Here is a 16,213-nt window from a genome sequence, read left to right as displayed (position 1 = left end):
TATTTAACTGCACTGTATTTGATTCACAGAAATAATCAGCATATTATTACCATCCACTTGCCAGCACATCGGCAATGTGAACTGTTTTAATAGCCAGGCCATGCTTTTTGATATACCCATCTAAATGTAAAAGACAGGAGGAGTCTGTAGAAATAATATACTGCACCCCCTTTTCGATAGCATGATGCACTTTTTGTTCTGCCATGCCGGTTGAAATCGCTTCAAATTTAACAGCGAATGTACCTCCAAAGCCACAACAAACCTCACAATCGTCTGTTTCTACCATCTGCAATCCTTTTACTTTGGATAACATTTTCCGGGGTGCTGTTTTTATTCCACATTCACGTAAGGCACCACACGCATCGTGATAGGTTGCTACTCCATTAAAGACAGCGCCTAAATCATCCATGCTGAGTACCTCTGTTAAGAACGCCGTAAGTTCATAGATACCCGTAAGGAGCTTGCTTTTTGCCAGGTCATTTCCGGCAAAAAGTTTTTCATAATGGTTGCGGACAAAACCTACGCATGATCCCCCCGGAGCTACAATGTATTCCGGCGAATCAAAGTCTTTAATAAATTTTTCCGCTACTACGCGACTGTCATCCCAAAATCCGGCATTATAGGCGGGTTGTCCGCAACAGGTTTGGCTGGTATTATACAATACACTACATCCCGCTTTCTCTAATATTTTTATGGTATTAAGAGCGGTTTGCGGAAAAAGCTGGTCAATAAAACAAGGAATAAAAAGCTGCACTTTCATCTATAACAAATTATAGTATTTTTTTTGGTATTATTTTAACTCGCTTTCCATCAGGAACAGGTAAACTTCTTTTGGACCATGCACACCCAGCACCAGTCTTTTTTCGATGTCCGCGGTCCGGCTCGGGCCCGAGGCGAAAAAGATGCCGGAAGGCAACTGGTCATTATATTTTCTTTCGAGCAGGATTATGGCATCATCTATATCGAATACGATACTATCTGCTGACGCTATAACAAGATGCGCCGGCGAATACACCGGCAGCACCCTTCCGGATGCCTGCGAAGCGCTGAATACAATGGTTCCTGTTCGCGCAACCAGACACTCACAATCAGTTACTCCTGCTTCAGTTTCATTATCAGCACTGCTATTTATATAGGGAAGCGACCGCAGTTCCATATCTTCCAGCAAAGCAGGGGTTTGACAACGTATATTTGCCCACCCTTGTGCAGTAACCAGTTTACCTAAATTTTCGGCGAGTTCTTTTCTTCCCCGGCAACAAATAAGATGCCCATCGAGCGCAGTGAATGCTTCACTGAACGCTGCTTTAAGATTAAGCCCGTTATTTTGAAATGCAAACCTGGTTTGCCGGTAATCCGGAAAAGGAATATCTACGCGTTTATCCAGGGCAGATTCAATTCTGTTTAAAATATTTTTCCTTGCTGAGGACATGTTTAAAAAATATTATGGTAGCCAACCCTTAAAGTATAAACACACTTCAGGATTTATTTATTTTTTTTCTTAGCTGGTTAAAAGTTTGGCGTGCAAACGATGGGAGGGATCTTCGTTTGCCCCAGGATTTCCGGAACAGTTTTGTTATAAAAATATTTTTCACCCATCCACCCGGCCAATTCATTAAGGCCCGGTGCCGGCTAATTTTTGTCCATATACTCCAACCTATTTTTTCTGAAGGAGAAACGAAGTTATTTTCAACTGCATTACGGCGGTTATTTAACAGGAGATTGTGAATACTAATATTTACCGGGCATACTTCGGTGCAGGCACCGCAAAGGGAAGATGCAAAACTAAGATGTTTATACGCTTCTGCACTGTTTAAGTACGGCGATATAACGGCCCCGATAGGACCGCTGTACGTTGCTTCATACGCATGTCCTCCAATATTTTTATAAACAGGGCAAACATTCAAACAGGCGCCGCAGCGGATACAATACAGGCTTTCCCGTGCGGTGGTATCGGAAAGAAGATGCGTGCGGCGGTTGTCTAAAAGGATCACATACATCTCTTCCGGCCCATCAGTTTCATTTTGATTTTTGGGTCCTGTATAAATGCTGTTGTAAACAGTTGTGCGTTGGCCTGAACCATGCGTGGCCAGTAGTGGCCAGAACAAATTAAGGTCGTGCACAGAAGGTAACACTTTTTCTATCCCGGTAATAGCAATATGTATTTTGGGAAAACTTGCCGACAGCCAGGCGTTCCCTTCATTCTCTGTAACGGCAATTCCCCCTATATCCGGCAATATAAAATTTACACCCGTTATCCCGATTTCAGCGATCGGGTATTTTTTTCTCAATTTGTTCCTCACTACCAGTGTAAGCGCTTCAGGAGTAAGATGAGGCGGAACCTGTAGTTTCTCATGAAACAACTTTGCAACATCTTCCTTGCTTTTATGAAGTGATGGAGAAACGATGTGATAAGGAGCCTCGCCATCAAGTTGTTGAATATATTCCCCCAGATCTGTTTCTAATACTTCAATATTATGCTTTGTAAGAAACGAATTGAGGTGAATTTCTTCAGTAACGATTGACTTGCTCTTTATAATAGTTTTTGCCTGGTTTCTTTTGCAGATATTCAGAATAGCATCCAGTGCCTGCCGGGTATCTTCGGCCCATATCACTTTCCCCCCGTTTCGTGTAAACCGGGTTTCAAATTCCTCCAGATAAGTGTGCAGGTGCTCAATAGCATTCCATTTTATATTCTTGGCTATTTTTTTTGTGGTTTCCATATCCGAAAACTGTAGCCTGCCCTTTTTATATGCATTATCTGCCTGTTTAAGCGAAAAGTTCATCTTCTTCCGGTGATCCGGGTCAAAAACTATTTTTTCGCTTTGCGACAGAAATGCTTTTTCCTTGCTGTTCATGTATATTCCCTTCTCCTGTTTTAAATACTGTAGCGGCGGTAAATGTAGATGGAGTTACAGAACCGGGCAACCCATTTTTTTTCTGAACCTGATACTTTTTTTGCAAAAAAAATATATGGCAGATTCTGCTAAAAAACCTATTTTGAATGCGCAATTAACAGGTGTAAATGGTATTCAGTTAAAGCCGGCATTATTTCTTATTTACTTTTTTCCTTAATTCAATCGTGTATTACAAATGAAGTCTCAGTTGATTCAGAGGGTTACTGACGTTACCAGTTCCCTGGCATTACAAAATTATTCCGCAGATTATTTTTTGAAGGTCTGGCATTATCATCCCGAACTGGAGTTGAACGTAATTCATGAAAGCACCGGCACAGCTTTTGTTGGAGACAGCATTGAACGATTTGAGCCGGGCGATGTGGTTCTGGTTGGCAAAAACCTGCCCCATCTGTGGTTAAATGACGAAATATATTTTGAAAAGGATTCCAACCTTACAACAAAAGCCCACATTATCCATTTCCTGGATAATTTTGCGGGAGGTTTATTCAATATTCCTGAAATGGCGGAAATTAATAAGCTGATAAAACGGGCGAAGTTAGGGATCAAATTCAGTGGCGCGGGAAACGCGGCGATCGCCGAAAAAATTTCAACATTGATTGATTGCTCAGGTTACGAACGGATCATAACATTTATCGAAGTGTTAAAACTATTATCCGCGCACAAAAAATTTAAGACACTTTCCAGTTTAGGGTATACAGAATCAGTTACCGGGATTGATAAAGACAGGCTGCTGCCGGTGTATGAATACGTGATCAATAACTTTAAGCATGATATTACACTCGATAAGGTGGCTGCCCTGGCTAATATGAACGCGTCCTCCTTCAGCCGTTACTTTACAAGCTTACACCGGAAAACCTTCACACGGTTTCTGAATGAAATAAGGGTAGGCAGCGCCTGTAAGCTATTGATCCGGGACGGTCATGTTGCAGGAGCCTGTTACGAATCCGGGTTTAATAATATATCTAATTTCAACAGGCAATTCAAATCTATCAAAAGAATCACGCCTTCCGATTATATCAGGCTACATTCAATTGTATGAATGCACCGGCATTACTGCCGGAGGAGTGCTACTGCACGGTATATCCGCCATCAATAACAACCGCCTGCCCGGTTATACCTTTCGCGTTATCACCCGCCAGGAATTGTACATAATGCGCTATTTCTTCTACGGAAAGCAACCGCTTTTGAGGAACAAGGGGATAGATCACTTCTTCCAATACTTTTTCAAACGGTATGTTCCGCATCCTGGCTATATCGGTAAACTGGTTTCTGACCAGCGCGGTATCAACATAACCGGGACATACGGCATTAACGGTAATGCCATGACCGGCGCTTTCCAATGCAGCAACTTTTGTTAACCCGATCAGCCCGTGCTTCGCGCTATTATAGGCTGCTTTTCCTGCAAAACCAACCAACCCGTTAATGGAAGCCATGTTAATGATCCTTCCAAAACCCTTTTTTTTCATATAGGGCAGCACATGTTTGATGGCAATGAAAGGTGCGGTTAACATCACATCCAGCATCTGCCTGAACTTTTCTGTAGGAAAATGCTCAACAGGCGCTACATACTGCAGCCCGGCATTATTTACCAGCACATCAATGCTTCCATACAGGTCATAGACAGTACCTATTATTTTTTGCATATTTTCTTCATGGGTAACATCACAGGCATAACCGGTAACCCGGCTGCCGCCTAATGCTGCTACAGCAGCGTCAACACTATCCTGTTCAATATCCAAAATAACTACGGTGTAACCGGCATACAAAAAGGTTTTTGCGATAGCCAGGCCAATACCACCCGCTGCCCCGGTTATTATTACTACGCTGGAATGCATGAGGAGAAATGGTTTAATTTGTGTAAGATATTATCAAATATATGATTACTCATGGTCGCCCGGGGCGACAGTAAATTGTGTATGAGTATGAGGCGATAACGCCTCATACAGCAGCCTTTCATACAGCAGATTTCACATACCTTTTCAATTAGAGATGAAAGAACTCCCAATATACAGCAGCCTTTCATACAGCAGATTTCACATACCAGTCTCTGTAACCATCGCTATTCAAGAGCTTCGCTGATGGCCGATCGCTCACAGCGTACAACTCACCAGCTTGTCCATCCGCCGTCAACGCATAAATTATGACCTGTGATATAAGAAGCGGATTCAGACAACAAAAATGCCACTGACCCTGCAACTTCTTCCACCTTCCCTACGCGCCCCATGGGCGATCGTTGCGCCAGCCTTTCCACGAAGGCCGGATTATGCTTTTGTACAGACAGGTTTGGAAATGGTCCGGGTGAAATGCAATTACACCGTACATTCCTTTTTCCCCAGTGAACCGCCAGGTACTTTGTCATTTGTATAATGCCTGCTTTTCCCACACCATATTCAATGGGGTTTTTGTTCATGGGAACTTCATATACCTCCGGGTATGGCGACACCGAACCATACATGCTGGAGAATAATACGATGCTTCCTCTGCCGCGTTCAGCCATTTGCGTACCCACTTCCCTTGCTAATAAAAAGGTAGCCGTTAAACCTGTATGATTAACCTCATCAAATTCTTTTTCACTCAGTTCTTCCAGTTTTTTTGAGGTAGAGCCAAAGGTAAGGTTTACCATTCCATCGGGCACTCCGTGCTGTTTAATTTGCTCCGTTACAAACCGCTGTATGGCGGCTCCATCCCTGACATCTAATGTGGCAGGAATAACTGTTGCACCTAAATCTGAAGATTTTACAAATGCAGCAGCACGATCCTCCAGGTCAATACAAATTATTTTTGCGCCTGCATTCTTTAGTACAATCACAGTTGCCTGCCCAAGATAGCCCGCACCTCCAACCACCCATATTAATTTATTGCGCAGATGAAAAATGGGGGTAATTTCTTTACTCATATGATTTGATTTATGATGTAATGTGACGATCGTTATTCCTGCATTGCTATGCAAAAGAAACAACCTGTCTTAGTGCATCGCCATTGGCCAACCGCTCAAAGCCCTCATTTATTTGTTCCAGGGCGATGGTATGAGACAAAAGCTTATTAACGGGTAAACGTCCTGTTTGATATAACGAAATAAAAGCCGGTATATCGCGTGAGGGAATACAACTGCCGAGGTACGAGCCTTTCAGTGTTCGCTCCTCTCCCACTAATATAGCAGGTGATAAAGAAAAAGTGTGAGAAGGATGCGGCAGCCCGGCGGTAACCGTTGTACCTCCACGTTTGGTAACGGCATACGCAAACTCAAGCGCTTTAATAGCACCAGCAAATTCAACGGCAATATCCACGCCGCCACAGGTAAGGTCTTTTACTTGCTGTATAGCATTTGAATCTGCAGGATCTATTACATGATGAGCACCCAACTGTAATGCAATTGTTCTTTTGTATGGATTGATATCCGCAGCAATTACCGATGCGGCTCCTCCTGATAAAGCCCCCAACACTGCTGCCAATCCTACTCCTCCCAACCCTGCAATTACAATGGTTCGCCCCGCAGTAAGCCTTGCCGTATTTATTACTGCGCCAACACCGGTTAAAACAGCACAGCCGAAGAGAGCCGATATTTCATACGGAATCGCGGTGTTAATTTTCACGAGCGAATGTCTTGATGCAACAACGTATTCGGCAAAAGCAGAAACTCCCAGGTGATGGCGAAGATCATGATGGCTATGATCCTTTAACCTAATGCCACCCTCTAATAAAGTTCCTTTTGTATTAGCCACTGCTCCGGGTTCGCATAGTGCAGGCCGGCCCGTTGTACAGGGTATGCAATGACCGCACATGGGAACGAAAGAAAAAACAACATGATCTCCCTGCTTTAAATCGTTTACTCCCGCCCCGCATTCCATAACTTCCCCGGATGCTTCGTGTCCCAACACCATGGGCAATGGTCTTGCACGGCTTCCGTCAATAACAGACAAATCGGAATGACACAATCCTGCTGCATGAATTTTTACCAGCACTTCGTCATACCCCGGAGTGCTCAAATCAACCGCTTCTATTTGCAAGGGATTGCTTTCATCATACGGACGGGATTTTCCCATCTCGTATAATACCGCAGCTTTTATTTTCATATGCTTTGAATATAATTGAGGTGTGAGCTTTGAGCTGTCAGCTATCAGCTTTCAGCTCAACCGTACTAACGATGGGCAGATAACTCATTGATGTAATATTCACTATTCACCATTCACTTTTTCACCTCTCACCACTCACCTCTCTTACTCACCACTTACTACTTGCCACTCACCACTCACTTATGCATTCAATCCGCCGTCAATTAAAATGTTGTCACCATTGATATATGCCCCGGCCCCGGAAGACAGTAATACGATCAATCCTTTTATATCATCATTATTGGCCATCCTGCCCATTGGCACTTTTTTGCAATAATTCTCAACAAATTTTTCGGGTTGATTGTTGAACAATCCACCGGGGCTGATGCAATTAAAGCGAATGTTTTTGCCTGCATGTGCTTTCGCCATAAATCGCGTAAGCATTATCAATCCTGCATTATGAAAGCAATAGTCCGGCGCGATATCTCCCATGCCTGGTATGCCTTCATAATTAGCATAAATGGGTGCATACATACCCATCATCGAACTTATATTAATCACACTCCCACCGCCTGACCGGATGATCATATCCGTCATCTCTCTCAAAATGAACATCATTCCTGTGGCATTCACTTTCATTGATTCATCAAACTGTTCAATAGGAGCAGCATATCCCTTCATCGGGCGACTTACCGCGTTATTGACAAATACATCAAGCTTACCAAATTGTTTTTGAATATCTTCTTTTAAGGACAATACAGAAGCTGTATCTGCCTGGTTTACCTGCATACCGTGTACATCCAATCCTTTCGTCCGGAAATCTGCGGCCGTTTTTTCAATAGCATCCAGGTTGCGTGAGGCTATAACAACAGTAGCGCCGGCTTCGCCCAATCCTTCTGTTATGGAACGGCCATAGTTACCTGCACCTCCAGTGACCAACGCCACTTTGTTCTTTAAACTGAACAACTCCGTTACGTTCATGCGCATTATTTTAGATGAATAATTTTCCCGCCTGCCAGCCTGCTTTCTTCTGCAGCGATTACAGTTTGAATGATATTTTTTGTTCTATAGAAATCCAGTCTTGGTTTCCCTTCCTGTACGCTTCGTACGAATTCTATAATATTATCTCTGAACATGGAATAGGAGTTTTTGATATCTGCCATCCGCCAGGCCTGTTGTCCAAAAAATGTTAGCTGGAATGTGCCGGAGATGTCCATAAACAAGTGGATGGTTGCCGGCAATCCGTTTTCAAAAACAATATGTACAACATCTTTACCTTTTTCACCTACATGCTGAACAGTTGCTGCTTTGGGATCATCCAGCGTAGCAAACATAGCTTCAATCATATGAACGCCATATTTTAACCAATCCTTTTTGCCCACAGCGGTTACTAGTTCCAGTTTACCAATAGACGATAATTCCTGTTTCACTGCCCGGCACTCATTGGCATACCGCATAGAAGAACATGACATGATAAATTTTCCTGCCTCATGCTGTTCTTCAAACCAGTGTAAGTCTGCCTGTGTAATGGCTAAGGGCTTATCAATAAATATCGGGATACCTGCTTCGATAAAAGGCTCTGCCATTTCCCGATGAAATTCCGCATCATCACGGGCAAGTATAACCGCATCCACCTGTCCTGTCATATCAGCTGCGCTTCCTGCTATATGATCAACACCAGAGGAAGCTGCAATGCTTTTAGAGATGCCGTCATCCTGCGTCCACACATGCGTTACCCGCGCATCCGGCATACCCAGGGTATCCTCGTTGGCATTAAGATAGGCTGCAACCGCGGGGTACCCCAGACTGCTTATTTCTTCGCCATCATATTTTCCATTTATTATAGAAGCCCAGGAATAAGGGTGCGCATTACCGGCACTCATTCCTATTATTCCGATTTTGATCATTTGAGATTCGAGATTTGAGCCACCAAGGCACGAGGACACGGAGATGCACAGGGTGGTTTATTATTTCTGATTTTTTATTTCTGATTTCTGATTTTTTTCCATTTAGAAAAACATTAGCCATATTCTAAACTTGCTATAGAATACCCCTCGCCATCATTTCAAATCTAAAATTTAAAATTTTAAATCTCCTTATCTCAACCACCCCATTTTATCCCAATAGGGCAGGTTAAGAAAAGCCGGATCGGGATAAGCCAGTGATTGTGCAACAGCCAGTTGGTCATTTTTAAGATAACGGCCATTGGCCGCTGCAAGCGATTGTTTTAAATAGTCAAGCTTATCCATACCAACCAATACCGATGACACCTGTGGAAAAGACAGCGCAAATTTTACCGCCAGCTCAGGCAGGTTCGTAAAATTGCCATTTAACAGTCCCTGGTATTGTTGGATATGTTTTTCCACCGGCGCCAGCATGGGATGCAAACCCGTGCCCCTGTTGCTCAACAAACCCTTTAATAAAACCGACCTTACTACTATGCCTACCCCCTTCTCTTCTGCAAGGTCAAACAAGGATTGCTGCCGTTGATCCATGAGGTTAAAAGGCAACTGCACTACATTCCATACACCATGCGCTATTACTCTTTTTGACTCTTCGGCTGCATATGTGGATGCGCCAATACACCGTACTATACCTTTTGCTTTCAGCTTTTGCATTTCCTCAGCAATCACATCCCGCTCCAGTATCTCCATATCACCCTGGTGCAACATGTACAGATCAATATAATCCGTTTGCAGCGCCTTTAAACTTTCCTCAAGCGATTGATGAATGATTTTTCTTAACGTCTCATCGTCCGGCAGATTTCCTTTGTCATCCCTGAAATGCCGGCATTTGGTACATAGTACAATTTCATCTCTTCGCCCTGCAAATGCCTTTCCCATAATATTTTCACTTACACCATACAATCTTGCCGTATCAAAAAAATTAAAGCCACTATCCAACGCCGTTAGTAATAGCTGCATTGCATCTTTTTCCGGCAGCATATCTTCTTCCCACTTTACTCCAATGCCATAGGGCAATCCAATTTCTACCCCACCAAAGGCTATCTCCGAAACTGCTATGCCGGTATTTCCTAAAAATCTACGCTGCATCGTCTATTGTTTTTCTAAATAGGAACTATTGTTTGTTTGATTTGACCCGTTAAAAGACTGGATCAATGAGTTGTAATAATTTTTTAACCCTACCACATCGGCTCCGATACTTACGAACTGGTAGCCAGTTTCATTCAGTTCTTTTACATTACCCGGGCCGCCTACGGTGCCTGCAAATTTTCCATGTTTTTTTGCAAGGCTTGCAATCCGTGTTCTCGTTTCTATTAACCTGGGGTGATCCCATACACCGGGTGATCCGATGCCCTGGCTGAAATCGCCCGGACCAAAAAACAACATATCATACCCCGGCAACGCGGCAATAGCTTCGAGTTCTTCCAATGGTTCCGGATCTTCTATTTGCAGAATGGTAAACCTTTGCTGGTTGGCTTCTTTTAAATACACATTAAAATCAACACCTGTATAACCACCATCGGCATTGCCACCATCAATCGCTCTTCTGCCAACGGGATGAAAACGCGTATGATGAACAATTTCCTTAGCATCCGCCAGGCTCATAATATGCGGCACCATAATGCCTGTAGCATCTAACTCTAAGGGTTTTATATAGTTGTTATACGCACCACGTGGCACACGAACAAGTATATCCGTATCATGCGCTTTGGTAGCCCAAACGGAAGCCGCAAGTACCGACCAGTCCTGGCCAATATGCTCCTGGTCTACCCACACGCAATCAAATCCCGCCAGGGCTGCTATTTCACAAACCTTAGGGTCAGTGAGATTGATTTTAATACAACTGACTGTTTCGCCTGCACGAAGTTTTTTTAGTACCCTGCTTTTTCTCATTTGCATCATAATGAATAATGTTTTATGCCACTGCCTCACCCCAACCCCTCTCCGCCCGGAGAGGGGCTATAGTATTCTCACGGAGTGGCCTTCATCTATTTCCAAACTTTTTTCATAGGCAATAGTGATTTTCAATTTCTACACCAGATATTCCTCTAAAACAAATATCTGACAATTGTTTTCAGGAACGCTCCGGTTCAGGTTTAAGCAATAACCGGTCTGCATAACTTAATACAATACCCGCAACAATACCGGTTACCAGCGATACGGGCATGATCCATAATACCGTTATTCCAAAAACGCCCCAGAACGCAACAGCAATAGCTACGGCTACCCCTATAATACCCGCCCAAAAAGTTGCTCTTCCGGTTGCAAAAGGTACAAAAAGCGCCATGAAAAAAAGCACAAACAAAGGAGCAACGAAAAGATTAACCACCTTCATAATCACGTCTAATAAATTACCAGGCACTTCGCCTACGAAAAAACTAAGGGCCATTACAATAAGCCCCGTGAGGTAAGAAAGTTTTTTTACCTGCTTCAGCGGATCCGAAGCAGGAGCCGTTTTTTTCCGGAATCTTTTAACGATATCTTCCGCTATAACCGAGGAAACACTATTCAGACCGGAAGACATGCTCGACATGGCTGCCGCCAGTAAGCCCGCTATTACCAGTCCTGATACGCCGGGTGGCAGCCCTATCATGATAAACCGGGGGAAAAGTGTATCTGCCTGCTCATTAAGCGTTTTTTCAGCAATAAGGAAACCTTCATTTTTAGTAAAAAAAGCTAACATGGCCAGTCCTACCAAAGCCAGAAGGATATAAGCAATGATGTCGGTAGATAATGACACCCTAAAAGATTTGCGGGCGGTTTTAACATCTTTAGTAGATAAATAACGTTGTATCGCCATTTGATCGGAACCTGTGGTGCAGATATACCAAACAAAAAGAACCAGCATGGCGTTGCCTAATGTAGTACGCTCCTGCGGATCAAAACCTAAACGAAGGCTATCCCAGTGTGTGGGCCAATTAGCTGGAAATATGGCGGTAAATGAACCCAGTTGATAACATACCACCACAATGCTCAACAAGGCCCCGCCCAAAAAAATAAATGACTGTACCACATCGGTAACCACCACCGCTTTCAATCCTCCCATTGACGTATAAACGATAGTAATAACCATAAGCAGTGCGCCAATAAAGGGCACGTATGCCCGATCAAATTGCACTACGGAAAGCAGCGCCACATCAACTGTTACATACACAATGGTGGCCATCCATAACAGCCGCAGCGAAAGAAACATAAAAGTAGCCAGCATGCGTACACTCAGTCCCAACTTCTGTTCCAGGATTTCATAAGCACTTGTTACTTTCATTTGCATAATCCGGGGAATCAACCACCACCCCGCCACATAATATACTAAAGGAAAAGCCAGCGCCCCCGCAAAAATTATCGGGCCATGCTGGATCATCTCGGCAGGATAGGTTAAATAGCTCAACGTGCTAATGAGCGCAGCAAACAGGGAGATACCTACCGCCGTAGGGTTCATTTTTCGTCCTCCGAGCAGATAATCTTCTTTTGTTTTATTTTTCCGGGAGTAAAACCAACCGATAAATAGCATCCCCAAACCATAAGCAACAAGAACAATCCAATCCAGCAGCGCAAGTTGTATTTCAACATCGGGGATCCTGATGAGGGTAAACATCATGTTAGATAAGTTGGTTTATATTTTATTAATTATAACCGCCAGCCTTTTTAAGAAAAGCTTTTCCAAATATACATGCAGTGTAATCAAGACGCTGTTACTTTCATTCACATATATAATACTATTTTTTAAGTTTCATCAACACTTTCAACTTCAAATTCAGGCTAAGCGGGCGAAACCATTCTGGCTTCCATCACCGGCTGCTTCATTGGCAAGCCCCCCGGCAATGATAGTTTGTTGCATTTCTTTAAATGTGATCTCTAATGCCTGAAGCAACTGCGAGATATGCCGCTCTTCATGCGCAAACATTAAATAAAAGATGGATGAAACCAGAAAACCTTTGTCAAGCATTTTTCGAATATACAGGGCTTTGGCCGCGGAAGCATTTTCTCCAAGCTGAAACGCCAATGTAGGTGTTGAAGTCATGCCCCCCACCAAAAGTTTACATGCAGGATACTGGGCCGCAAGTTCCTTTAATGCGGCTTGCAGTTTTATACCTTTCTCCCACACCACCTGCTGCACATTTAAGTCCTGCATTTTTTTGAGCACAGCCAAGGCCGCCGCGGTGCCCACGCCATCTGTCCAGTAGCTGGATGAAATAAAGCTGGTATCGGCCTCATCCATCACCTCCTTACGGCCAATAATAGCCGCAAAAGGAAAACCATTGCTCATGGCTTTTGCATACACAACCATATCGGGTTCCACTCCTGTTTTTGACAGTGCACCCGGAAATCCATATCGCAATCCGCTGGTAATTTCATCCACCACAAACACAGCATTTTTTTGTTTACACTTTTCCCGGATCCTTTTCAAAAAATCATCCTGGGGAAACTGCGATCGCATGGGTTCCATCACAACTGCGGCAAAATTATCACCCAATGCATCTATCGCCGCTTCAAAAGAATTCCAGTCATTATATCGAAAAGGTACTGAGGTTCCTGCCAGCTCCCGTGGTACGCCTTTTGGTTGTAAGCCCGGTAACAAATGCCCGTCCAATGCACCGGTAGCACCCAGGTTGGCAGCAAGATACCAGTCGTGCCAGCCATGGTACCCGCAGAAGGCGATGCCGCTTTTACCGGTTGAGGCCCGGGCTATGCGCACCGCCATTGCCATTGCTTCCCCGCCGCCACGCGCATAACGTACTTTACCCGCCCAGGGATGCAGTTGCAGTAGCTTGTCTGCTAATTCCACTTCCTGCGGATTGACAAGAGAGCAGTAAGTACCTGATGCTAACCGGCGCTGTACAGCGGCATTAACATCCTCATCGGCATAACCTAATAGTACAGCCCCAATCCCTCCTGCAAAATCAATATAACGCCGGCCAGCCATATCCCACACTTCGCAACCCGAACAACGGGAAAAATAAGATGGCCATTGCCGCGGATCAAACATTTCGGCCCGCTTGGATAACAAACCTGTTCCGCCGGAAATAACAGTACGTGCCTGTTTCCATAAACCCGGCCCGGATATATCTTCCGGTGCTGATTGCTGCGGCAGATGAGGCCTGAGCAAGCGTAGCGCATTGTTCAGAAAAATATCTTCCACATCCGTTTTCGTTAAGCCTTCGTCTTCACAGGCTTCGCGAAGCGACAGGAGAGATTCTATTCCAATCAACGTCATATCATTGGCGGTTGGTGGCTGGTAATTTTTTTGAATAAGTTCCTGGTGAAGCCAGAAGAAATGGTTGCCGGTCGTAATACACCTTCCCCGCATTTCGCTTACCGCAAAATCAGATCCCCAGAGTATACGTTTTGGACCTAATGCTTTGATGGCTGCTTTAAAAGATTCCGCTTCGCAAATGGCCGATGTGTCTACTACTACATTATCCAGGTCAGCAATCGTACGCAAACCATTACGGGCATTGCGGTAATTGAAGCTTCGCGCAATATGGGCCAGCACCAGTTGCGCCCGGGGATAGGCACGGCATAACCTGCGTATTTCTTCCTGGTTGTTCTTATCATCTATTGCTCCATCCCGAACGATATGCAGCAACATCACTCCTTTCGTTTCGTGCAATATCTCCCACATCCATTCCGGGGCGTATTCGGTTATGGAAGCACTCATGGTATCCTGGCGGGAAGCGTAACAATGATATACTTTAAGGCCACAAAACAAACCACTTCGCAATTGCTCTGCAACCTGAACCGGGTCATCTCCGGGCGAAACCACCATCAGTGACCGGCTAAGTCCTGTGCCTTTTTGCAGGACTTCCTTTGCCACCCATGCATTCATCGCATCGCGATCAGCGGTTTTTCGGGGCATTCCAAAATAGAGTCCATGAATTTTTCTGGCAGGCATGTAGCGCTGCAGGGCATTGCGGTGCTGCGCACAACCCAATATGCCCGCCCCTTCTAAAAAAGGCCATTCTCCTGCGGGAAAATGAGCCGGATGATAGGGGTGGGTATGCATATCATAGATTTCATCGGGTACGAACGCTTTCAGTAGGGATGCCGAAAGGTGAAGATCATTTTCGCTTAATGTTTTGATATACTTCATAGCAGAGGTTCTTTCATTTTTATAAAAACCCATAGGATCATAGGTACATAGATGCACATGGGTTTTCATTCTTCTATTGTGCTCCTATGTGTCTATGTGTGTGCTGTATTTGTTTGTTTTAACACATAGAGGCATAGGCACATAGGTACACATAGGTTTGATTATTTTTTATTACTGTGTCTTCAGCTTCATTTCGCCGATAATCTTTTTTCCATTTTTAAAATAGCATAGGCCGCGGAGGCGCGAACATCTGCGTCATCCGCTTCGATGCCTAAAGGGCTTTCATTTTTTAATAAAGCAACCAAGACCGGCAGCTCACCAGCATTGCCTTTCTCGGCCAGTCCTGCGGCTATATCCATGCGGGTTCCCTTATCCGGCACATCCTTATAATGCAGGAATGCTTCATACACCTGCCGGTACAAACCTGATGAAGTAATATTTCCGGGTACTGTTATTACAGCCGCAGTTAAAAGGCTACTGCTCAATCCGGAAGTTCCGGACTCGGCCAAAGCGGCTTTGGCAAACGGCTCCCATTGCGCATCCGGTAATTCTCCCGAATTACGTACCACATAGGCAGCCAGCCGTCTTGAGGAGACTTCTTCTTCACCTGAGGTAGCCATACTCAAAAATGAATCTCGAACACTTAATAAAGAGTCGGCTGAAGTAAATGCAATACTCCACCGGGTATACAACGATAAGCTTTTAACCGGACTTTTCAATGCCTGCGCTGTTGCATCGGGATGTTCTTTAAGTGTAGAGATATGAAGCTTCGCCAATGTTTCTGCTGCATGAATCCTGTCTGCACCATTCGTATCCAGGAATGCATACATGATTTTGTTCGTCCACTTTTTTTTCTCTTCCGGCTTTTCTGTTTCCTGTGCAAGCACCCGCCAGATACCAATACGATAGGGAGATTTGCCCCCAAATTGTTTTTCTTCTTCTATATAAATTTCACGCACCCCTTCGGGATACCCGCTCCATAATAAAAATTCCGCAGCATGCACTTTTACCCATTCGGATTGTGTTCGTATAACCGTTCGAAGTGCTTCAATAGATTCTTCTTTAAGTTCAGGGTTTACGACTGATGTTTTTTTTGAAGCATTATCACAATCCGTCATAAAGTAAAATATAAAAAGGATTAGAAAAGATAGCCTGATCAACGAATATGTGGTTTAAGATGTTCGATTAAAA

Annotated in this window: 14 protein-coding genes; 1 reads left to right on the top strand and 13 read right to left on the bottom strand. The window is 44.1% G+C overall.

Annotated features, from left to right (window positions below):
- Window positions 1–46 precede the first annotated feature (46 nt).
- From VL121_RS05630 to VL121_RS05620, 3 genes are read right to left on the bottom strand one after another with little or no spacing between them, the layout of a single operon-like run.
- Window positions 47–760, bottom strand: coding sequence for a (Fe-S)-binding protein (locus VL121_RS05630; RefSeq protein WP_325403043.1), 714 nt, complete (start codon window positions 758–760; stop codon window positions 47–49).
- Between the two features lie 30 nt (window positions 761–790).
- A complete protein-coding gene (locus VL121_RS05625; RefSeq protein WP_325403041.1) occupies window positions 791–1,429 on the bottom strand; it encodes a LutC/YkgG family protein in 639 nt (212 codons plus the stop codon).
- Window positions 1,430–1,475: 46 nt separating this feature from the next.
- The gene (locus VL121_RS05620; RefSeq protein WP_325403039.1) at window positions 1,476–2,855 is read right to left on the bottom strand and encodes a lactate utilization protein B; all 1,380 of its coding nucleotides are present in this window, start codon (window positions 2,853–2,855) and stop codon (window positions 1,476–1,478) included.
- A gap of 235 nt (window positions 2,856–3,090) precedes the next feature.
- Here VL121_RS05620 and VL121_RS05615 point away from each other — a divergent pair, with 235 nt between their 5' ends.
- Window positions 3,091–3,954: an AraC family transcriptional regulator gene (locus VL121_RS05615; RefSeq protein ID WP_325403037.1), complete on the top strand. Its 864-nt coding sequence runs from the start codon at window positions 3,091–3,093 to the stop codon at window positions 3,952–3,954.
- Between the two features lie 28 nt (window positions 3,955–3,982).
- Here the strand turns inward: VL121_RS05615 and VL121_RS05610 are convergent, their stop codons facing one another.
- The 10 genes from VL121_RS05610 to VL121_RS05565 all read right to left on the bottom strand — a co-directional run bounded on the left by VL121_RS05610 (window position 3,983) and on the right by VL121_RS05565 (window position 16,140).
- Window positions 3,983–4,750: a 3-hydroxybutyrate dehydrogenase gene (locus VL121_RS05610; RefSeq protein WP_325403035.1), complete on the bottom strand. Its 768-nt coding sequence runs from the start codon at window positions 4,748–4,750 to the stop codon at window positions 3,983–3,985.
- Between the two features lie 269 nt (window positions 4,751–5,019).
- Window positions 5,020–5,811 carry an SDR family oxidoreductase gene (locus VL121_RS05605; RefSeq protein WP_325403033.1) on the bottom strand — a complete coding sequence of 264 codons (792 nt, stop codon included), beginning with the start codon at window positions 5,809–5,811 and terminating at the stop codon, window positions 5,020–5,022.
- Window positions 5,812–5,857: 46 nt separating this feature from the next.
- Window positions 5,858–6,988: a zinc-dependent alcohol dehydrogenase family protein gene (locus VL121_RS05600; protein WP_325403031.1), complete on the bottom strand. Its 1,131-nt coding sequence runs from the start codon at window positions 6,986–6,988 to the stop codon at window positions 5,858–5,860.
- A 180-nt stretch (window positions 6,989–7,168) separates the two neighbouring features.
- Complete coding sequence (locus VL121_RS05595) at window positions 7,169–7,948, bottom strand: SDR family NAD(P)-dependent oxidoreductase (RefSeq protein ID WP_325403029.1); 780 nt, start codon at window positions 7,946–7,948, stop codon at window positions 7,169–7,171.
- A 5-nt stretch (window positions 7,949–7,953) separates the two neighbouring features.
- Window positions 7,954–8,874, bottom strand: coding sequence for a Gfo/Idh/MocA family protein (locus tag VL121_RS05590; RefSeq protein WP_325403027.1), 921 nt, complete (start codon window positions 8,872–8,874; stop codon window positions 7,954–7,956).
- Between the two features lie 189 nt (window positions 8,875–9,063).
- Window positions 9,064–10,020: an aldo/keto reductase gene (locus tag VL121_RS05585; RefSeq protein WP_325403025.1), complete on the bottom strand. Its 957-nt coding sequence runs from the start codon at window positions 10,018–10,020 to the stop codon at window positions 9,064–9,066.
- A gap of 3 nt (window positions 10,021–10,023) precedes the next feature.
- Window positions 10,024–10,833, bottom strand: coding sequence for an HpcH/HpaI aldolase family protein (locus tag VL121_RS05580; RefSeq protein ID WP_325403023.1), 810 nt, complete (start codon window positions 10,831–10,833; stop codon window positions 10,024–10,026).
- A 172-nt stretch (window positions 10,834–11,005) separates the two neighbouring features.
- The gene (locus VL121_RS05575; protein ID WP_325403021.1) at window positions 11,006–12,529 is read right to left on the bottom strand and encodes a sodium:solute symporter family transporter; all 1,524 of its coding nucleotides are present in this window, start codon (window positions 12,527–12,529) and stop codon (window positions 11,006–11,008) included.
- Between the two features lie 156 nt (window positions 12,530–12,685).
- Window positions 12,686–15,022: an aminotransferase class III-fold pyridoxal phosphate-dependent enzyme gene (locus tag VL121_RS05570; RefSeq protein ID WP_325403019.1), complete on the bottom strand. Its 2,337-nt coding sequence runs from the start codon at window positions 15,020–15,022 to the stop codon at window positions 12,686–12,688.
- A gap of 188 nt (window positions 15,023–15,210) precedes the next feature.
- Window positions 15,211–16,140 carry a hypothetical protein gene (locus VL121_RS05565; RefSeq protein WP_325403017.1) on the bottom strand — a complete coding sequence of 310 codons (930 nt, stop codon included), beginning with the start codon at window positions 16,138–16,140 and terminating at the stop codon, window positions 15,211–15,213.
- Window positions 16,141–16,213 lie beyond the last annotated feature (73 nt).

Origin of the sequence: Agriterribacter sp. (genome assembly GCF_035497235.1) — a bacterium.
Taxonomy (GTDB): Bacteria; Bacteroidota; Bacteroidia; order Chitinophagales; family Chitinophagaceae; genus Agriterribacter.
This window is presented reverse-complemented; position numbering and strand designations above follow the sequence as displayed.

What these genes read in the sequence shown, in the direction of transcription:
- VL121_RS05630 (WP_325403043.1), bottom strand. Translation starts at nt 760, where the DNA reads ATGAAAGTGCAGCTTTTTATTCCTTGTTTTATTGACCAGCTTTTTCCG.
- VL121_RS05625 (WP_325403041.1), bottom strand. Translation starts at nt 1,429, where the DNA reads ATGTCCTCAGCAAGGAAAAATATTTTAAACAGAATTGAATCTGCCCTG.
- VL121_RS05620 (WP_325403039.1), bottom strand. Translation starts at nt 2,855, where the DNA reads ATGAACAGCAAGGAAAAAGCATTTCTGTCGCAAAGCGAAAAAATAGTT.
- VL121_RS05615 (WP_325403037.1), top strand. Translation starts at nt 3,091, where the DNA reads ATGAAGTCTCAGTTGATTCAGAGGGTTACTGACGTTACCAGTTCCCTG.
- VL121_RS05610 (WP_325403035.1), bottom strand. Translation starts at nt 4,750, where the DNA reads ATGCATTCCAGCGTAGTAATAATAACCGGGGCAGCGGGTGGTATTGGC.
- VL121_RS05605 (WP_325403033.1), bottom strand. Translation starts at nt 5,811, where the DNA reads ATGAGTAAAGAAATTACCCCCATTTTTCATCTGCGCAATAAATTAATA.
- VL121_RS05600 (WP_325403031.1), bottom strand. Translation starts at nt 6,988, where the DNA reads ATGAAAATAAAAGCTGCGGTATTATACGAGATGGGAAAATCCCGTCCG.
- VL121_RS05595 (WP_325403029.1), bottom strand. Translation starts at nt 7,948, where the DNA reads ATGAACGTAACGGAGTTGTTCAGTTTAAAGAACAAAGTGGCGTTGGTC.
- VL121_RS05590 (WP_325403027.1), bottom strand. Translation starts at nt 8,874, where the DNA reads ATGATCAAAATCGGAATAATAGGAATGAGTGCCGGTAATGCGCACCCT.
- VL121_RS05585 (WP_325403025.1), bottom strand. Translation starts at nt 10,020, where the DNA reads ATGCAGCGTAGATTTTTAGGAAATACCGGCATAGCAGTTTCGGAGATA.
- VL121_RS05580 (WP_325403023.1), bottom strand. Translation starts at nt 10,833, where the DNA reads ATGATGCAAATGAGAAAAAGCAGGGTACTAAAAAAACTTCGTGCAGGC.
- VL121_RS05575 (WP_325403021.1), bottom strand. Translation starts at nt 12,529, where the DNA reads ATGATGTTTACCCTCATCAGGATCCCCGATGTTGAAATACAACTTGCG.
- VL121_RS05570 (WP_325403019.1), bottom strand. Translation starts at nt 15,022, where the DNA reads ATGAAGTATATCAAAACATTAAGCGAAAATGATCTTCACCTTTCGGCA.
- VL121_RS05565 (WP_325403017.1), bottom strand. Translation starts at nt 16,140, where the DNA reads ATGACGGATTGTGATAATGCTTCAAAAAAAACATCAGTCGTAAACCCT.